The organism is Micromonospora sp. SYSU B005 (genome assembly GCF_055362685.1).
The window spans coordinates 60,752-76,932 of record NZ_JAXCFU010000004.1 but is presented as its reverse complement, the minus strand read 5'-3'; the positions used below and the strand labels follow the sequence as shown (position 1 = coordinate 76,932).

The 16,181-nt window shown below is 73.2% G+C and carries 11 protein-coding genes; 5 read left to right on the top strand and 6 right to left on the bottom strand.

Features of this window, described 5'->3' with window-relative positions:
* Positions 1 to 5: 5 nt before the first annotated feature.
* The 4 genes from SM452_RS11905 to SM452_RS11890 form a co-directional block, all read right to left on the bottom strand.
* Complete coding sequence (locus tag SM452_RS11905) at positions 6 to 2,453, bottom strand: glycoside hydrolase family 2 protein (protein WP_463839925.1); 2,448 nt, start codon at positions 2,451 to 2,453, stop codon at positions 6 to 8.
* A complete protein-coding gene (locus tag SM452_RS11900; RefSeq protein WP_262014719.1) occupies positions 2,450 to 3,310 on the bottom strand; it encodes a carbohydrate ABC transporter permease in 861 nt (286 codons plus the stop codon). The genes SM452_RS11905 and SM452_RS11900 overlap by 4 nt, the downstream gene beginning before the upstream one ends.
* Positions 3,307 to 4,320: a carbohydrate ABC transporter permease gene (locus SM452_RS11895; RefSeq protein WP_262014718.1), complete on the bottom strand. Its 1,014-nt coding sequence runs from the start codon at positions 4,318 to 4,320 to the stop codon at positions 3,307 to 3,309. The genes SM452_RS11900 and SM452_RS11895 overlap by 4 nt, the downstream gene beginning before the upstream one ends.
* A gap of 70 nt (positions 4,321 to 4,390) precedes the next feature.
* A complete protein-coding gene (locus tag SM452_RS11890) occupies positions 4,391 to 5,674 on the bottom strand; it encodes an ABC transporter substrate-binding protein (RefSeq protein ID WP_463839924.1) in 1,284 nt (427 codons plus the stop codon).
* Between the two features lie 339 nt (positions 5,675 to 6,013).
* Between SM452_RS11890 and SM452_RS11885 the strand changes: the two genes are divergently transcribed.
* Positions 6,014 to 7,039 (top strand): LacI family DNA-binding transcriptional regulator, encoded by a 1,026-nt coding sequence (locus SM452_RS11885; protein ID WP_262014716.1) that lies wholly within the window; start codon positions 6,014 to 6,016, stop codon positions 7,037 to 7,039.
* Between the two features lie 11 nt (positions 7,040 to 7,050).
* Here the strand turns inward: SM452_RS11885 and SM452_RS11880 are convergent, their stop codons facing one another.
* Entirely contained in the window at positions 7,051 to 9,393 is a 2,343-nt protein-coding gene (locus SM452_RS11880) for an EAL domain-containing protein (protein ID WP_463839923.1), read from the bottom strand.
* 528 nt (positions 9,394 to 9,921) lie between these two features.
* On the opposite strand from SM452_RS11880, the gene SM452_RS11875 reads away from it, so the two are divergent.
* A complete protein-coding gene (locus tag SM452_RS11875; protein ID WP_318332824.1) occupies positions 9,922 to 10,305 on the top strand; it encodes a PH domain-containing protein in 384 nt (127 codons plus the stop codon).
* A gap of 8 nt (positions 10,306 to 10,313) precedes the next feature.
* Here SM452_RS11875 and SM452_RS11870 read toward each other — a convergent pair whose 3' ends face one another.
* A complete protein-coding gene (locus SM452_RS11870; protein WP_355507506.1) occupies positions 10,314 to 11,240 on the bottom strand; it encodes a 2-hydroxyacid dehydrogenase in 927 nt (308 codons plus the stop codon).
* Positions 11,241 to 11,383: 143 nt separating this feature from the next.
* Between SM452_RS11870 and SM452_RS11865 the strand changes: the two genes are divergently transcribed.
* From SM452_RS11865 to SM452_RS11855, 3 genes are all read left to right on the top strand, one after another.
* Entirely contained in the window at positions 11,384 to 13,189 is a 1,806-nt protein-coding gene (locus tag SM452_RS11865) for a SpoIIE family protein phosphatase (RefSeq protein ID WP_463839922.1), read from the top strand.
* An 86-nt stretch (positions 13,190 to 13,275) separates the two neighbouring features.
* The gene (locus tag SM452_RS11860; RefSeq protein ID WP_463839921.1) at positions 13,276 to 14,451 is read left to right on the top strand and encodes a PQQ-dependent sugar dehydrogenase; all 1,176 of its coding nucleotides are present in this window, start codon (positions 13,276 to 13,278) and stop codon (positions 14,449 to 14,451) included.
* 53 nt (positions 14,452 to 14,504) lie between these two features.
* Entirely contained in the window at positions 14,505 to 16,118 is a 1,614-nt protein-coding gene (locus SM452_RS11855; protein WP_135243676.1) for a metallophosphoesterase family protein, read from the top strand.
* Positions 16,119 to 16,181 lie beyond the last annotated feature (63 nt).

Sequence of the window (16,181 nt, the reverse complement as noted above, 5' to 3'; positions counted from 1 at the left end):
ACCCCTCAGACGAGGTCGTTGACGCAGCGCAGCACCGGGCGGCGGGTGAGCGCGTCGGCGTCGAGCGGGCCCGGCGCGTGCACGGTGAACGTCGCGCTCTCCCCCGGCAGCAGCGTCACCAGGGCCCGGTCCACCTGCGCGGCCGGATCGAGGCGATCCGGGAACAGCGTCAGGTCGCGCAGCACGGTCCGGGCGGTCACCCTGACCCGCCGGCCGCCGTCGACCGGCTCGGCGGTCGCGTCCCACTGCGCCGCCGGCCACCGCACGTCGCGGTCCTCGGCGAAGAACCACAGCGCGCGCTCCGCGGCGTCCCCGGCGTCCGCGACGAGCAGTTCCGCGCGGCCGTCGTCCGGCCGCGCCAGCTCCGCCGGGAGTTCCACCACGACCGAGGAGTACGCCGGGACGTCGAGGTCGACCGAGGTCTTCGCCCTCGGCTCCCCGGTGAGGGCCAGCCGGGTGACGGTGGCCGGCCCGCTCCACGACTGGGCGGTCTCGTTCACCGCCACCAGCGCCAGCCCGCCGTCGCGCGGCTGCACCGTCAGCAGCCGGTCGGCGTAGGCGCGGCGCAGCGCGTACCAGAGGGGTTTGCGGCGGCCGTCGCCGTCGATCGCCGACCACGACGTGACCGGCCAGCAGTCGTTCAGCTGCCACACGACGGTGCCGGTACAGACCGGCCGGTGCGAGCGGAAGTGCTCGACGCCGAGCTGGATGGCGCGGGCCTGGTTGAGCTGGGTGAGGTAGTGCCAGTCGTCGAAGTCGGCGGGCGGCGGCAGGTGGGCGTCGAGCCCGCGCCGGAGCTTGCCGTCCCCGTCCGCGGCCTTCTGATGGTGTGCCATGCCCGGCGAGTCGTGCGCGAGCGGATCGTCGGAGAGGGACCGGCGCAGCGTCGCGTACGCGGGCGGCGCCTGGTAGCCGAACTCGGCCACGAACCGGGGCACGTACTCCCGGTAGCGCGTGTAGTCGTCGGTGTTCCACACGTCCCAGATGTGCGTGGTGCCGTGCGCCGGGTCGTTGGGATGCACGTCCTCGCTGCCGGACCAGGGGCTCCCCGGCCAGTACGGGACCGTCGGGTCCAGCTCGCCGACGATCCCCGGCAGCAGGTCAAGGTAGTAGCCGCGCCCCCAGGTACGCCCGTCCAGGGGCTCCTGCCAGTCCCAGTCGTGCCAGCCCCAGATGTTCTCGTTGTTGCCGGTCCAGAGCACCAGCGACGGGTGCCCGGCGAGGCGGGTCACCTGCTCGCGCGCCTCCGCCTCGACCTCGGTGCGGAACGGCTCCTCCTCCGGGTACGCCGCGCAGGCGAACAGGAAGTCCTGCTGCACCAGCAACCCGATCTCGTCGGCGAGGTCGTAGAAGTCGTCCGACTCGTACCGGCCGCCGCCCCAGACGCGCAGCAGGTTGACGTTTGCGCCGGCCGCTTGGCCGAACCGATGCGCCAGGCGCTCCCGGGTGACCCGGTTTCCGAACGCGTCGTCGGGGATCCAGTTGACGCCCTTGACGAACACCGGCACGTCGTTGACGTGCAGCGTGAACGGGGTGCCGTGCGCGTCGGGTGTGGTGTCGAGCCGGACCGAGCGGAACCCGATCCGCCGGGCGGCGGCGTCCAGCTCCCGGCCGTCGGCGCCGTGCAGGGTGACGTCGAGGTCGTAGCGCGGCTGGTCGCCGTACCCGATCGGCCACCACAACGCGGGGTCCGCGACGGTGAGCGTCACGACGGCGGTCCGCTCCCCCGCCGGTACGGCGACCTCGGCGCTGGCCCCGGCGACGGCGGCGCGGACGGTCAGCGGCTCGTCGCCGGCCCGCTCGACCTGCACGTGCAGCTCGACCCGGCCGACTCCGTCGGCCACCGTCACGAGCGGCCGGACCGACGCGAACCGGGCGGTGGACCAGGCGTGCAGGCCGATGTCGCGCCAGATGCCGGCGGTGACGAGCGTCGGCCCCCAGTCCCAGCCGAAGTTGCAGGCGGTCTTGCGGATGAAGTGGAACGGCTCCGGGTACGCGTTGGGCCGGTCACCGAGCCGGTCCCGGTGCGCCTCGGCATACCGGTACGGGGAGTCGAAGCGTACGGACAGGGTGTTGCCGTCCGGGCGCAGCAGCGCGCGGACGTCGAAGCGGTACGAGCGGTGCTGGTTCTCGGTGCGGCCGACCTCGACGCCGTTGAGCGTCACGGTGGCGACGGTGTCGAGCCCGGCGCAGACCAGGTCGACCCGGTCGTCGTCACCGGGTCGCCCGGCGAACGTGGTCTCGTAGACCCAGTCGGTGCGGCCGATCCAGGTGAGGCGGTTCTCGTTGTCGTCCAGGTACGGGTCGGGGATGAGGCCCGCCGCCAGCAGGTCGGTGTGCACGCAACCCGGGACCGTGGCCGGCACGGCCGTCCCGGCGATCTCCGGCGGCACCGCCGGACCGGGCTCGGCCCGCAGCGTCCATCCCTCGTGCAGCAGCGTTCGACGGCTCACGACTTCACCGCGCCTTCCATGATTCCGCGGACGATCTGACGTCCACCGATGAACAGCATGACCAGCAGGGGGACGGTGGCGATGAACGCACCAGCGAGCACCCGCCGGTAGATCACGTAGTTGCCGCTTGCGAGGTCGGAGACCGCCACCATCGACGTCGGGTAGTCGGTGCCGCTGAGCGTGATCAGCGGCCACTGGAAGTCGTTCCAGGTCGCCACGAACGTGAGCAGGCCGAGCACCGCCAGGGCCGGGCGGATCGCGGGCAGCACGATCGTCGCGTACACCCGCATGGTCGTGGCGCCGTCGACCCGGGCCGACTCGATCAGCTCGTCCGGGACGGTGTTCACGATGAACTGCCGCATGTAGAACACGCCGAACGCGGTGACCAGGCCGGGCGCGATGACGGCGAGCAGCGTGCCGTTCCAGCCGAGCTTGCCCATCACGATGTAGAGCGCGACGATGCCGAGCTGGTTGGGCACGGTCAGGGTGAGCACCACGAACAGCATCAGCGCGCGGCTGCCTTTGAAGCGCAGCTTGGCGAACGCGAAGCCGGCCAGCGAGCAGAAGAACAGCACCGAGGCGGTCACGACGGCGGAGACGATGACGCTGTTGACCAGTGACGCGGCGAAGTAGACGTCCTGGAGGGAGAAGACCTCGTCGACGTTCGTGAGGAAGCGGTCGCCGGGGACCACAGCGGGTGGCAGCTTCGCCAGCGCCTCGTCGTCGCTGGTGGCGATGACGAACATCCAGTAGAGCGGGAACGCGGCGAACAGCATGCTCACGGCGAGCAGCAGGTAGGTCCAGAGCCCGGCCGGGGTGTCCTGTGGCGCCCGGGCCACCACACGTCGCGTCGTCACCGGCGGCCTCCGGAGAGTCGGTTGGTCAGCAGGTAGTTGACGCCGGCCACGATCAGGATGATCAGGAACAGCGCCCACGACATGGCGGCCGCGTACCCGAGGTTGAGGTCCTTCCAGCCGACCTTGTAGATGAGCTGGGCGATGGTCTGCCACTCGCCGTCCGGCCCGCCGGTCGCGGCCTGCGCGTTCGGGTCGAACAACATCGGCTCGGTGAACAGCTGCAACCCGCCGATGGTGGACAGGATGACGGTGAACAGGACCACCGGCTGGATCATCGGCACGGTGATCCGCCAGAGCTGCTTCCACGGGCCGGCGCCGTCGATCGCCGCGGCCTCGTAGACGTCGCGCGGAATGGACTGCATGGCGGCCAGGTAGAGCAGCGCGTTGTAGCCGATCCACTTCCAGTTGACCATGGTGGCGATGGCGATCCAGGCGTGCAGCTTGTCCGCCCGCCAGTCGATCGGGTCCTCCGGGCCGCCGATGCCGAGCAGACCCAGCGCCCAGTTCGCCATGCCGAAGTCGCGGGAGAAGAAGACGCTGAACACCATCGTCGAGGCCACGATCGGTGTCACGTACGGCAGCAGCACGCCCACCCGCCACCACGTCTGCGCCCGCAGCCTGCGGTTGAGCAGCGACGCGACGAGCAGCGCGAGCAGCAGTTGCGGCACGGTGGAGAGCAGGAAGATGCCGAACGTGTTTGCCAGGGCGTTCCAGAAGTCCTCGTCGGCGAACAGGCGGCTGAAGTTCTCGGTGCCCGCCCAGTACGGCAGCGTCGGGTCGTCGAGGCGGTAGTTGCGCAGCGACACGACCGCGTTGAACAGCAGCGGGAACAGCCCGAACACGAGGAAGAGCAGGAAGAACGGCGCGATCATCAGGTACGGCATGTAGCGCATGTCGAAGCGGTACAGCCGGTCGCGCCAGCTCATCCGCCGGTCGCCGGCGCCGGTACGGCCGGGCTTGCGCGCGGGTGGACGGCCTGGTGGCGCGGGCGCGGCACGGGTGCTGGACATCTGTTCACTCCAGGGCCGGGAGATCGGACGGTGACGGGGCGGACCGGGCCGCCCCGTCACCTGTGACACGTCAGGACTTGGCGGCCTTCTCGGCCTCCTTGACCGCCTCGTTCCAGGCGGCGTCGGACTTGAGCGACTTGTTCTCCACCCGCCGGATGACGTTCTCGACCGCCACCCGGGTCGGGCCGTTCTTGCGGCCCAGGTACTGCGGGGTGAGGCCCTGCGCCATCTTCGGGAAGATCTGGCCGACCGGGGCGTCGTTGAAGAACGGGTTCTTGAAGTCGGCGATCGCCGGGTCGCTGTAGAGCGCCGGCTGCGACGGCAGGTTGCCGACCTTCTTGAAGATCTCGATCTGCTGCTCCGGCGCGACCAGCCAGGTCAGCAGCTTGTACGCCTCGTCGACGTTCTTGCCCTGCTTGGGCAGCGTCAGGAAGGAGCCACCCCAGTTGCCGCCGCCACCCGGTACCGCGGCGATGTCCCACTTGCCCTCGGTGCCCGGTGCGGTGTCCTTGATGTGGCCGAGCATCCACGCCGGGCAGGCGAGCACCGCGAACGCACCGCTGGTGAAGCCCTTGTCCCAGTCGGCCTGGAAGCTGACCAGGTTGGCCGACAGCCCGGCGCCGACGGCCTTGACCGTGTAGTCGAACGCGACCTTCGGGCCCTGCTCCATCCGGAGCTGGTCCTGCTCGTCGTAGAACCCGACCGGCTGCTGGCCGAGGATCGGGTTGAACAGGTTGGTGCCGGCGTCGATGAACTTCTTCTTCGTCTTGGCGGTGTACTGCTGGCCGACCTCGATGAACCTGTCCCAGGTGGGCCAGAGCGCTGACACCTGGTCGCGTTCGGTGGGCAGGCCGGCGGCCTTGAACAGGTCGGTGCGGTAGCACATGGCCAGGCCGCCGACGTCGGTGCCGAGGCCGATCTGCGTCTTGCCGTCCGCCGACAGCGACTGCTTCCACTTCCAGGGCAGGTACTTGCTCTCGTACGAGCCGGCGCCCTTGTCGAGCAGGTTGACGAACTTGTCGGACTGGCTGCGGAACTGGACCATGAAGCCCTCGTCGATCGCCGCGATGTCGGGCGCGCCGTTGCCGGCGACGAGCTTCTTCTGCAGGTCCTCGTGCTGGGCGTTGTACTCGCCCGAGTTGAGCTGGATCTTGACGTTCGGGTGCTCGGCCTCGTACTTGGCCTTCAGATCCTGGAGCCCGAAGTCGCCCCAGAAGTTGATTTTCAGCGTGACCTGACCACCGGCCGAGTCCGAGCCGCCGGTGGTGCTCCTGCCGCTGCAGGCGGCGATCATGACCAGGCTGAGGGCACCGACGGCGGCCACCCGCGCCAGGTGCGTCCAGGACCGTCTCATCTCATCCTCCGCGCCGTATGGGAACGCTCCCGAATATCGAGAGACGTTGACTGAACCGGATAAGTGACGCCACCGTACGGTCCTCATTCATGACTGTCAACGGTCGGTTACCGAGGTGCCGGTCCGGTAACCTCGCCGCCGCTCACGACCACGCTCCGGGCGGTCGTCGGCGGGTCCGCGCTCTAAGCTGAACCGCACAAGCGACTGCCGCCGGATGCGGTCCACCGGCGCCGCCGGCGGCACCCGGACCCGGCAGCGCGTGCAGTAGCGTCACCAGACGCCGGTGATCCGGCGACCGGAAGCGCCCGCGAGGGCCGGACACAGTGGAGGAACGCTTCGGTGAAGCGGCCGACCATCGCCGACGTCGCCCGGCGCGCCGGGGTCTCCAAGGGCGCGGTGTCGTACGCCCTGAACGGCCAGCCCGGTGTCTCCGAGGCGACCCGGCAGCGGATCCTCGCCATCGCCGCCGAGATCGGGTTCCGCCCGAGCAGCGCCGCCCGCGCGTTGTCCGGCGCCACCGCCAAGGCGGTCGGGCTGGCGCTGTGCCGCCCCGCCCGGATACTCGGCATCGAGCCGTTCTTCATGGAGCTGATCAGCGGCGTCGAGGCCGAACTGTCGGCCCGCTCGTACGCGCTCACGCTCCAGGTAGTCAGCGACCAGGAGGCCGAGATCGCCGTCTACCGGCGGTGGTGGGCCGAACGCCGGGTGGACGGCGTGCTCGTCTGCGACCTGCGCACCGACGACCGGCGCGTGCCGGCGCTGGAGGAACTGCAGCTGCCGGCGGTGGTGATCGGCGGACCCGGGCACACCGGGGGCCTGGCGAGCGTCTGGGCCGACGACGCGGCGGCCCTCGTCGAAACCGTGGAGTACCTGGTCGCGCTCGGCCACCGGCGCATCGCCCGGGTCGGCGGGCTGCAGTCGCTGCTGCACACCGAGATCCGCACCGAGGCGTTCACCGGCGTGTGCCGGCGGCTCGGGCTGGACGAGGCGACCACCGTCTGGTCCGACTACACCGGCGAGGAGGGCGCGCGGGCCACCCGGCGGCTGCTCAGCTCCGCCGGCCGCCCCACCGCGGTGATCTACGACAACGACGTGATGGCGATCGCCGGGCTCTCGGTGGCCCAGGAGATGGGCCTCACCGTGCCGGGCGACCTGTCCATCGTGGCCTGGGACGACTCGCCGCTCTGCCGGCTGGTGCACCCGCCGCTCACCGCGCTGGGCCGGGACATCCCGGCGTACGGCGCACACGCCGCCCGTCAGCTCCTGGCCGTGATCGCGGGCGAGCCGGCCGCCGTCGTGCAGGACGAGACCGCGCATCTGACGCCGCGCGGCAGCACCGCCCCACCGCGTACGACGAACCGCTGAACCGGTTCAGCTCACCGCGCCGTGGACGGGTACTCCTCGAACCACGCCTCGACCCGTTCGGCGGTCGCCGGCCGGGCCAGCGCGAAGCCCTGGCCGTACCGGCAGCCGGCCCGCCGCGCGCCCGCCACCTGGGCCTCCGACTCCAGTTCCTCGACCACCAGCTCCACGCCGAGCCGGTCGGCCAGGTTCGCCACCACGTCGATCAGCGGACACTGCCCGTCCCCGCCCGGGCCGACCAGGTGCGGGCCCACCTTGAGCAGGTCGATCGGCAGCCGGCGGAGCTGCGCGAGCGAGGCGTGCTCGGCCCGGAAGTCGTCCAGCGCGATCCGCACGCCGATCGACCGCAGACCGGCCAGCCGGGCCACCACTGTGGACGGCTCCGCGCCCACCACCGGCTCGGCCACCTCCACCACCAGCCGTTCCGGCACCACGTCGTACGCGGCCAGCGCGGTAGCGGTACGCGCCACGAAGTCCGGTGCGGCGAGTTCGCGCGGCGTCACGTTCACCGCCATCCACAGTTCGCGGCCGCCCTCCGACCACGCGGCGAGCTGGCGGCAGGCCCGGTCCAGCACCCACCGCCCGATCTCGCCGGTCAGGTCGAGGTCGGCCGCCACCGGCAGAAGCTCGGCCGGCAGCACGGTGCCCAGCGCCGGGCTGCGCCAGCGCAGCAACGCCTCGGTGCCCACGGGCATCCGGTCGGCGAGCGCCACCACCGGCTGGTAGACCAGGTCCAGCTCACCGCGCGCCACCGCGCCGGGCAGCTCCCGCTCCAGATCCAGGCGGCGGACCAGCTGCTCCTCCAGGTAGGCGTCGTACCACTCGACCCGGTCCCGGCCGAGCTGCACCGCCCGGCGGCGGGCCAGGTCCGCCTGGCGCAGCACGTCCTCCGGATCGCCGCCGCTGGTCTCGGCCAGCCCGACGCTCACCCTCAACCGGGCGAGACCTCCGGGCCGGGGGTACGGCTCGGCCAGCGCCGCGAGCAGCCGCAGACCGAGCGCGTACGCGAGCACCGGCCCGCGGTCGGTGAGGACCGCGTACTCGGTGTCGCCGAGCCGGGCGACCAGATCCTGCGTCTCGGCGCCCGCTCGCAACCGGCGTGCGGCCTCGGTCAGCATCGGTCCCTCCGGCACCGCGCCACCCGTACCGTGCAGGTCGACGACGAGCAGCGCGCCGCCACTGCGTTCCGCCATCGCCCGGACCAGTTCGGCGCGCGTCAGCGGCACGGGCTCGGCCGCCCGGGCGTCCGGTCCGAGCCGGCGCCGCAACCACGCCTCGCGAGCCGCGAGCCGTTGCACGCGGCGCCGCTGGTCGGCGGCGGCGAGCAGCTCACCCGCCATGATCGGCGGAACGACGGCCAGACCCAGGGCCATCGCGGCGGTGCTGAACTCCCCCGCCGTCATCAGGTGGATCCCGGCGGCCAGCGCGGCGATCCCGGCCGGCGCGGTGAGGCGCGGCCACGCGGCAGGCGCCACGTCCCGGCCCGGTCGTTCACCCCCGGAGGTACGCCGGGCGCCGGCGGCGGTGAGCAGCGCCCCCGCCACCAGCGGCGCCGCGACGAGCGGCAGCGCCCGGTCCGGCGCACCGTAGGCCAGCAGCACCACCAGTAGCGTCAGCCCGCCGAGCGTCAGCGCGGAACCGGCGTGGCAGCGCGCGGCACCGGGCCGGCGCCGGCGTTCGGCGACGGCGGCCACCGCGAGCACGGCGAGCACCACCGCGCCGCCCGCCGCCACCATTGCGGCGACGGCCGGGACCGGGCCGCCCGGCAGCAGCATCCAGCCCCCGAAGACCAGGCTCACGCCGAGCGCGAGCACGTCGACGGTACGGCGCACCAGCTCCGGGCCGGACAGCCGGGATCGGCCGGGCAGGCGCAGCAGCGCCGTCACGTGCAGTGCCCCGGCGAGGCACAGCCCGGCCAGCGCGATCGGCAGCCGGTGCGCGGCGTCGCTCAGCGGCAGCACCGCGACGGTGAGCCCGGCGTCCAGGACGGCACCGTCCAGGATGGCGGCGACCCGGCGGGACAGGGCCGCCCGGCGAGCCCGCCGCCCGGTCCTCGGGCCGAGCGCCGTCGCGCCGTGCGGCACAGCGAGGCCCCGAGCCCCGTCTGCCGGCGCGGGCCGGCCTGTCGGCGCGCGGTGGCCGGTCGGCGCGGGACGGTCGGTCGATTCGGAATGGCCGGTCGGTGCCGGATGGTCGGGCAGTGCGGGACGGTCGGGCGGTGTGGCGGCTCCGGCCAGCCAGGCGAGCCGGACGCAGGCGAGGGCGAAGCCTCCCGCGACGGCGAGCGCGGCGGCAGCGGGGCCGGGCAGGGCACCGGCGACGCCGGCGAGGAGGAAGGCCGTGCCGGTGAGCGACACGGCGACATCAGGCAGGACCGATCGCCGACGGGGAACGGCGGGAGGGGGGACGGGCACGGCGGTCGCCTTCGTGAGGGGGCACGGGGGCGGTGCGGTTGCGGTACGCGGTACGACGTGCGGGGTCGGGGCGGTACGGGAACGCATCGGCGGGGACCGCTGCGGCCACGCCTAGAAACGATCCCGGAAGCGCCCGGTGACGTCACCCGGCCAGTGACATCCGTCACATCAATGGACGTCGCCCGCGACGGGCCCCGTTCAAGATCAACGCCGCTGAGGTCCGCACGTCTCCCGACACGAGATCTTGGAAGGAAAAGGCCCCCAGAGGGGCCCCACGCTTCCAAGATCTCCAGCACGGGGAGATCTTGGTACCGAACCGCCCCGGGAAGGGCGGGGCCGTACCAAGATCTGCGGCGGGCACGCTGCGGCGGAGTGGCCGGGCGCGGAAGGGTCGGCGCGATCGAGTGGTCCGACTAGGGGGTGGGGACGCCCGCGGGGTGGCGGGGACCGGCCGGGTGGGATCATCGGGAGGTGAGCCGCGCCGATACCGTCCGTTTCCGTCACAACCAGGCCATCCTGGTCGCCGCGATCGTCGCCTTCATCGGCGCGCTGCCCCTGGCCTCCGCCCGATGGTGGCTGCTCTGGGTGCTGCTCGTACCGCTCGCCGTCGCGGTCTGGGCGTGGCGGGCCGGCACCGACGCCGACGCCCGGGAGCTGCGGCTGCGGGCGCTCGTCGGGCAGCGCCGGGTGCCGTGGAACCGGGTCGCCGAACTCGCCGGTGACTCCCGCGGCCGGGCGATGGCCCGGCTCGACGACGGCGAGGTGGTGATGCTGCCGGCGGTACGCGCCACCGAACTGCCCCGGCTGATCGCCGTCACCGGGCAGGAACTACCGGACGCCGACGGCGATCAGTAAGCCGGCGATCAGTAGCCGTCGACCACCCGGTTCGTCAGCTCCTCGCCTGCCACGTACCGGCGCAACTGCTCGCCCACCAGGCGGTACGCGCGGGGCAGCAGCCCGCGTACCGAGCCGGCGACGTGCGGGGTGAGCAGCACGTTCGGCAGTTCCCACAGGGGATGGTCGGCGGGCAGCGGTTCCGGGTCGGTGACGTCCATCGCGGCGCGCAGACGGCCCGAGGTCAGCTCGGCCACCAGCGCCGAGGTACGGGCCACCGGCCCGCGGGCGGCGTTGACGAGCAGCGCGCCGTCCGGCATCGCGGCGAGGAAACGTTCGTCGACCATGCCCCGGGTCTGCTCGGTCAGCGGCACCAGGAGCACCACCACGTCCGCCTCCGGCAGCAGCGCGGGCAGCTCGTCGACCCCGTGCACGCCCTGGTCGGGGCGCGGCGTACGGGCCACGAGCGTGAAGCTCACCTCGAACGGGGCGAGCCGGTCACGGACCGCGGTGCCGATCGAGCCGGCGCCGACGATGAGCACCCGCTTGCCGGCCAGCTCGTCGGTGGGCGCCACCTCGTCGTACGCCCACTCGCGCCGCGCCTGCGCCCGGGCCAGCGGCGCGAACCCGCGCAGCGAGGCGAGGATCGCGGCGACCACCCACTCGGCGGTGGGCGAGTCGTGCACGCCCCGGGCGTCGCAGAGGGTCACGCCGCCGGGCATCCGTCCCACCCAGGCGTCCGCTCCGGCGGAGAGCAGTTGCACCACCTCGACGTCGGGCAGCTCGGCGAGGAGCGCGCCGGCGTCCGGGCCGGACAGGAACGGCGGCACCCAGAACCGCACCCCGGCCGGGGACGACGGGAGCCGGTGCGGGTCGTCCAGCACCTCCACGGTGACGCCGGGCGGCGGCTCGCCGAGCAGCCGGCGGCCTTCGGGGTGCGGGATCCATACCTTCACGACCGCCGACGATATCGGCCCCGGACCGGCCGGCGCGGCGTGACCCGTGACGAACACCGCGCCGGGAATGGAGTGGCGGTCCGGCGGGGTATAACCGAGAACGGGATGCCGGTCGGGTGTTCCGCTTGCTGAGGGCGGTGGCGATGAGCGAGGACGGCCGGGGACGGGTGTCCGTGCCGATTCCGGCGCTCGCCGATCCCGACCGGTTGCGCTCACTCGACGAGACGCGGCTCGACGCCGTACCCGACGAGTCGTTCGACAGGTTCGCGCGGCTGGTCGGCGACCTGCTGGACGTACCCGTCGCGCTCGTCTCCCTGGTGGACGCGGACCGTCAGTTCTTCCCCGGCGCGACCGGGCTGCCGGAGCCGTGGGCGGCCCGCCGGGAGACGCCGCTGACCCACTCGTTCTGCCAGCACGTCGTCGACATCGAGATGCCGCTGGTGCTGCCCGACGCCCGCCTCTACCCGCGCGTACGCCTCAACCTGGCGATCGAGGATCTGGGCGTGGTGGCGTACGCGGGCATGCCGCTGACCGACCTGGAGGGGCGGGTGCTCGGCTCGCTCTGCGCGATCGACAGCAAGCCCCGGGCCTGGACGAAGGAGCAGTTGCGGACGCTCGCCGACCTGGCCGCCGCGTGCTCCTCGGAGCTGCGGTTGCGCATCGCGGTCCGGGGCGCCGAGCAGGCCCGCCGCCGCACGGAGGAGGCGCACGACCGGCTCGCCATGCTGGCCGGGATGAGCGAGATGCTCGGCGGCACGCTCGACGTGGCCACCGCTGTGGACCGGCTCGGGCACGCGATGGTGCCGCTGCTCGCCGACTGGTGCCTGATCACGCTCGTCGACCCGGCGGGCCGGCCGCGCACCGTCACCGGCGTGCACCGGGACGCCGAGCGTGAGGCCGACCTGGCCCGCTTCGCCGAGTTGCTGACCACAGGCCTCAGCGCGGAGTCGCAGATCCGGTCGGTGCTGCGTACCGGGCGGCCGGTGGTGCGGGCCGTGGCCGGCCTGGACGACCTGGCGCGCGGCACGACACGCCCGGAGCTGGTGGCGCTCGCCGAGCGGCTCGGCATCGGTTCCCACCTGACCGTGCCGATCACCGCCGCCGGGGACCGGGTGATCGGGGCGGTCACGCTGGTCAACCGTCCGGGGCGGCGCGGTTTCGACCCGAGCGACCTGCGCACCGCGCAGGACATCGGGGTACGCGCCGGACAGGCGGTCGGCAACAGCCGCCTCTACGGCGAGCAGCGCCACGTCGCCGAGGTGCTCCAGCACAGCATGCTGCCGACCCTGCCGGCCGTGCCGGGGATCGAGCTGGCCGCCCGCTACCTGCCGGCCGCCGACCGGGTGGAGGTGGGCGGCGACTGGTACGACGCGTTCGTCCAGCCCGACGGCGAGTTGATCGCCGCGATCGGCGACGTCGCCGGGCACGACATCGAGGCGGCGGCCACCATGGGCCAGTTGCGCAACCTGGTGCGTGGCAACGCGTACGGGCGTAACGACCCGGTGGAGGATCTGGTGGCCCACCTGGACCGGGCCATGGGCGGGCTGCGGGTGCCCACCGTGGCGACCGCCGTACTGGCCCGGGTCCGTCCGGCCGCCGGCGGGCTGACGGTCTCCTGGTGCAACGCGGGGCATCCGCCGCCGCTGCTGGTCCGCGCCGACGGCACGGTCTCGGTGGCGGACGGCCGCGGACCGCTGCTCGGGCTGGCCCGGCCGCCCCGGCGTACCGGCCGGACGCTGACCCTGGCACCGGGCGACACGCTGCTGCTGCACACCGACGGGCTGATCGAGCGCCGGGACCAGCCGATCGACGAGGGCCAGGCCGAGCTGCTCGCCCACCTCCGGGCCGGCGGACCGGGCGTACCGCTGGACCTGCTCTGCGACCGGCTGCTCGCCGCCGCCCACCGGCGCGAGGACGACGTCGCCATGCTCGCGCTGCGGGCCGGCTGAACCGGCCCTCCCCCGAACGGCCGGAGGCGGACAGGGGTGCGCGCGACGCGCCCGGTTCGCCGGTCCGCCCGGCTAGGCTGGGGCGGGTGAGCCCGCGTCTTGCGTACCCCCGTGTCCGCCGCCTCCGGACGGCGCTGGCGGCGTCCTGCGCGGCGCTGCTGCTGGGCACCGCCGGCTGCGCCCTCGGCGAGCCTGAGCCGGACCCGGCCGGCGCCCCGCCCAACCTGCCCACACCGTCCGGCACCGCGAGCCCCGGCGGGGCCGGCCAGCAGGTGGTCGCCACCGTGCTGGCCAAGGGCCTGGAGGTGCCGTGGGGCATCGCGTTCCTCCCCGACGGCGGCGCGCTGGTCACCGAGCGGGACAAGGGGCGGATCCTCCAGGTCGGCCCGGAGTCCGGCCCGGACGGGCTGGCCGTACGGCCGGTGCAGACCGTGCCGGACGTCGCCGCCGGCGGCGAGGGCGGCCTGCTCGGCATCGCGGTCTCCCCCGCGTACGCCAAGGACCGCACGGTCTTCGTCTACTACACGGCCGAGGACGACAACCGGATCGCGAAGATGCAGCTCGGGCAGGCGCCGAAGCCGATCCTGACCGGCATCCCGAAGTCCGGTACGCACAACGGCGGCGGGCTGGGCTTCGGCCCGGACGGTCACCTCTACGCGAGCACCGGCGACGCCGGGCGCACCGAGAACGCCCAGGACGCCAAGAGCCTCGGCGGCAAGATCCTGCGGATCACGCCGGACGGCAAGCCGGCGCCGGGCAACCCCACCGCCGGGTCGCCGGTCTGGTCGACCGGTCACCGCAACGTCCAGGGCTTCGCCTGGACGCCGGACAAGAAGATGTACGCGGTGGAGTTCGGCCAGAACACCTGGGACGAGATCAACCAGATCGACAAGGGCGGCAACTACGGGTGGCCCCGGGTCGAGGGGCGCGGCGACGACAGGCGCTACGTGAACCCGATCACGCAGTGGCCCACCGGTGACGCCTCCTGCTCCGGCCTGGCGGCAGCGGACCGTCTGCTCGTCGCCGCCTGCCTGCGCGGCCAGCGGCTCTGGCTGGTGGAGCTGGCCGGTAACGGCACCGTCCTCGGTCAGCCGCGCGACCTGCTCAACGGCCGGTACGGTCGGCTACGGGCCGTCGCGGCGGCGCCCGACGGCTCGCTGTGGGTGAGCACGTCGAACCGGGACGGGCGGGGTACGCCCACCGCCGAGGACGACCGCCTCCTGCGGCTCGTCTTCGCCGACGGTGGTGCCGGCCGGAGCTGATCCGGCCGGCCGGGTTTGTCAAGATCGCGCAGGGGGCAGGTCAGAATCTCAGCATGGACGGCCACGAGAACGAACAGCACCGCACCGGGGACGAGACGTCTCCGGAGCGCGGGCGCGCCCGCCGCCTGACGGCGTGGCGGCCCGGCCACCGGCTGCGCCGGCTGGGTGTCGTGCTGGCTCTGCTCGCGGTCACGCTGGGCGGCATCGTGATCGGCACGTACGCGGGCGGCCACGTCGGCACCGACATCGGCCCGTTCCGGGCCGAACTGAAGCTCAGCCCGTCGCTGTCCGGCGGCACCACAGTCGACATCCCGCCGCTGGGCGCGCTGCTGCTGGACAGTCACGACGGCCCGGCGTACCTCACCGTCGAGGTGGGCTCGCTGGACCAGGGGCGCACCGAGGCGCTCATCGACGACCCGGCCAGCATCAGCCGGGCCAGCCAGTCGGCCGTCCAGGACGTCCGCGACGGCGTGATGCGGCTCGGGCTGCGTACGCTCGCCTCGGCCGTGCTGGCCACGCTGCTGCTGGCCGCGCTCGTCTTCCGGGACGTCCGGCGCACCGCGTGGGCCGGCGGTCTGGCGCTGGTCGTGACCGCCGGCAGCCTGGGGGTGGCCGCGAGCACGCTGCGCCCGCAGGCGATCGAGGAGCCGCGGTACGAGGGCCTGCTCGTCAACGCGCCGGCGATCGTCGGTGACGCGCGGCGGATCGCCAACGACTACACCAAGTACGCCGAGCAGCTCCAACGGCTGGTCGGCAACGTCAGCAAGCTCTACACCACGGTCTCGGCGCTGCCCGTGGTGCAGCCGTCGCCCGGCACCACCCGGGTGCTGCACGTGTCGGACATCCACCTCAACCCGACCGGCTGGCAGCTGATCCGTACCGTGGTCGAGCAGTTCGGCATCGACGTGGTGGTCGACACCGGCGACATGACCGACTGGGGCAGCGAGCCGGAGGCGTCGTTCGTCGGGTCGATCGGCCTGCTCAAGAAGCCGTACGTGTTCATCCGCGGCAACCACGACTCGCCGCGCACCGCCGCCGCGGTGGCGCAGCAGCCGAACGCGATCGTGCTGAACAACTCGGTCACGACGGTTGGCGGGCTGACCATCGCCGGCATCGGCGACCCCCGCTTCACGCCGGACAAGGAGACCTCACCGGCCGGCAGCGGCCTCACCTCGGCCGTCGCCGACCAGGTGATCGGCGCCGGTGAACAGCTCGCCGCCACGATCGGGAAGTCGCCGCGCAAGGTCGACATCGCGCTCATCCACGACCCCGCCTCGGCCGGCCCGCTCTCCGGCACCTGCCCGCTGGTGCTCTCCGGGCACACCCATTCCCGGCAGGTGTCGAAACTGCCGCAGGTCGAGGGCAAGCAGCCGACCACGCTGATGGTGCAGGGCTCCACCGGCGGTGCCGGGCTGCGCGGCCTGGAGGGCGAGAAGCCGACCCCGCTCACCATGACGGTGCTCTACTTCGACCAGCAGAAGCTGCTCCAGGCGTACGACGACATCACCGTGGGCGGCACCGGGCAGTCGCAGGTCAACCTGGAGCGGCACGTCATCCGCGACCCGGCCAAGGGCGACCAGGTCCCGGTCACCCCGACCCCGACCCGCGGCCCGTCGGAGTCGCCGTCACCGGGTACGACCACGCTGAGCCCCACCCCCACGAGCTGACCGCCCCGCTTTCTCGCCGCCTCCCCTCGCGGTCATTCAGTCGGGCGCTCTGCCGCACTGACA

Bases quoted from the DNA above. Each gene is read 5' to 3' on its own strand.
- SM452_RS11890 (WP_463839924.1), bottom strand. From the start codon at position 5,674: ATGAGACGGTCCTGGACGCACCTGGCGCGGGTGGCCGCCGTCGGTGCC.
- SM452_RS11855 (WP_135243676.1), top strand. From the start codon at position 14,505: ATGGACGGCCACGAGAACGAACAGCACCGCACCGGGGACGAGACGTCT.
- SM452_RS11895 (WP_262014718.1), bottom strand. From the start codon at position 4,320: ATGTCCAGCACCCGTGCCGCGCCCGCGCCACCAGGCCGTCCACCCGCG.
- SM452_RS11865 (WP_463839922.1), top strand. From the start codon at position 11,384: ATGAGCGAGGACGGCCGGGGACGGGTGTCCGTGCCGATTCCGGCGCTC.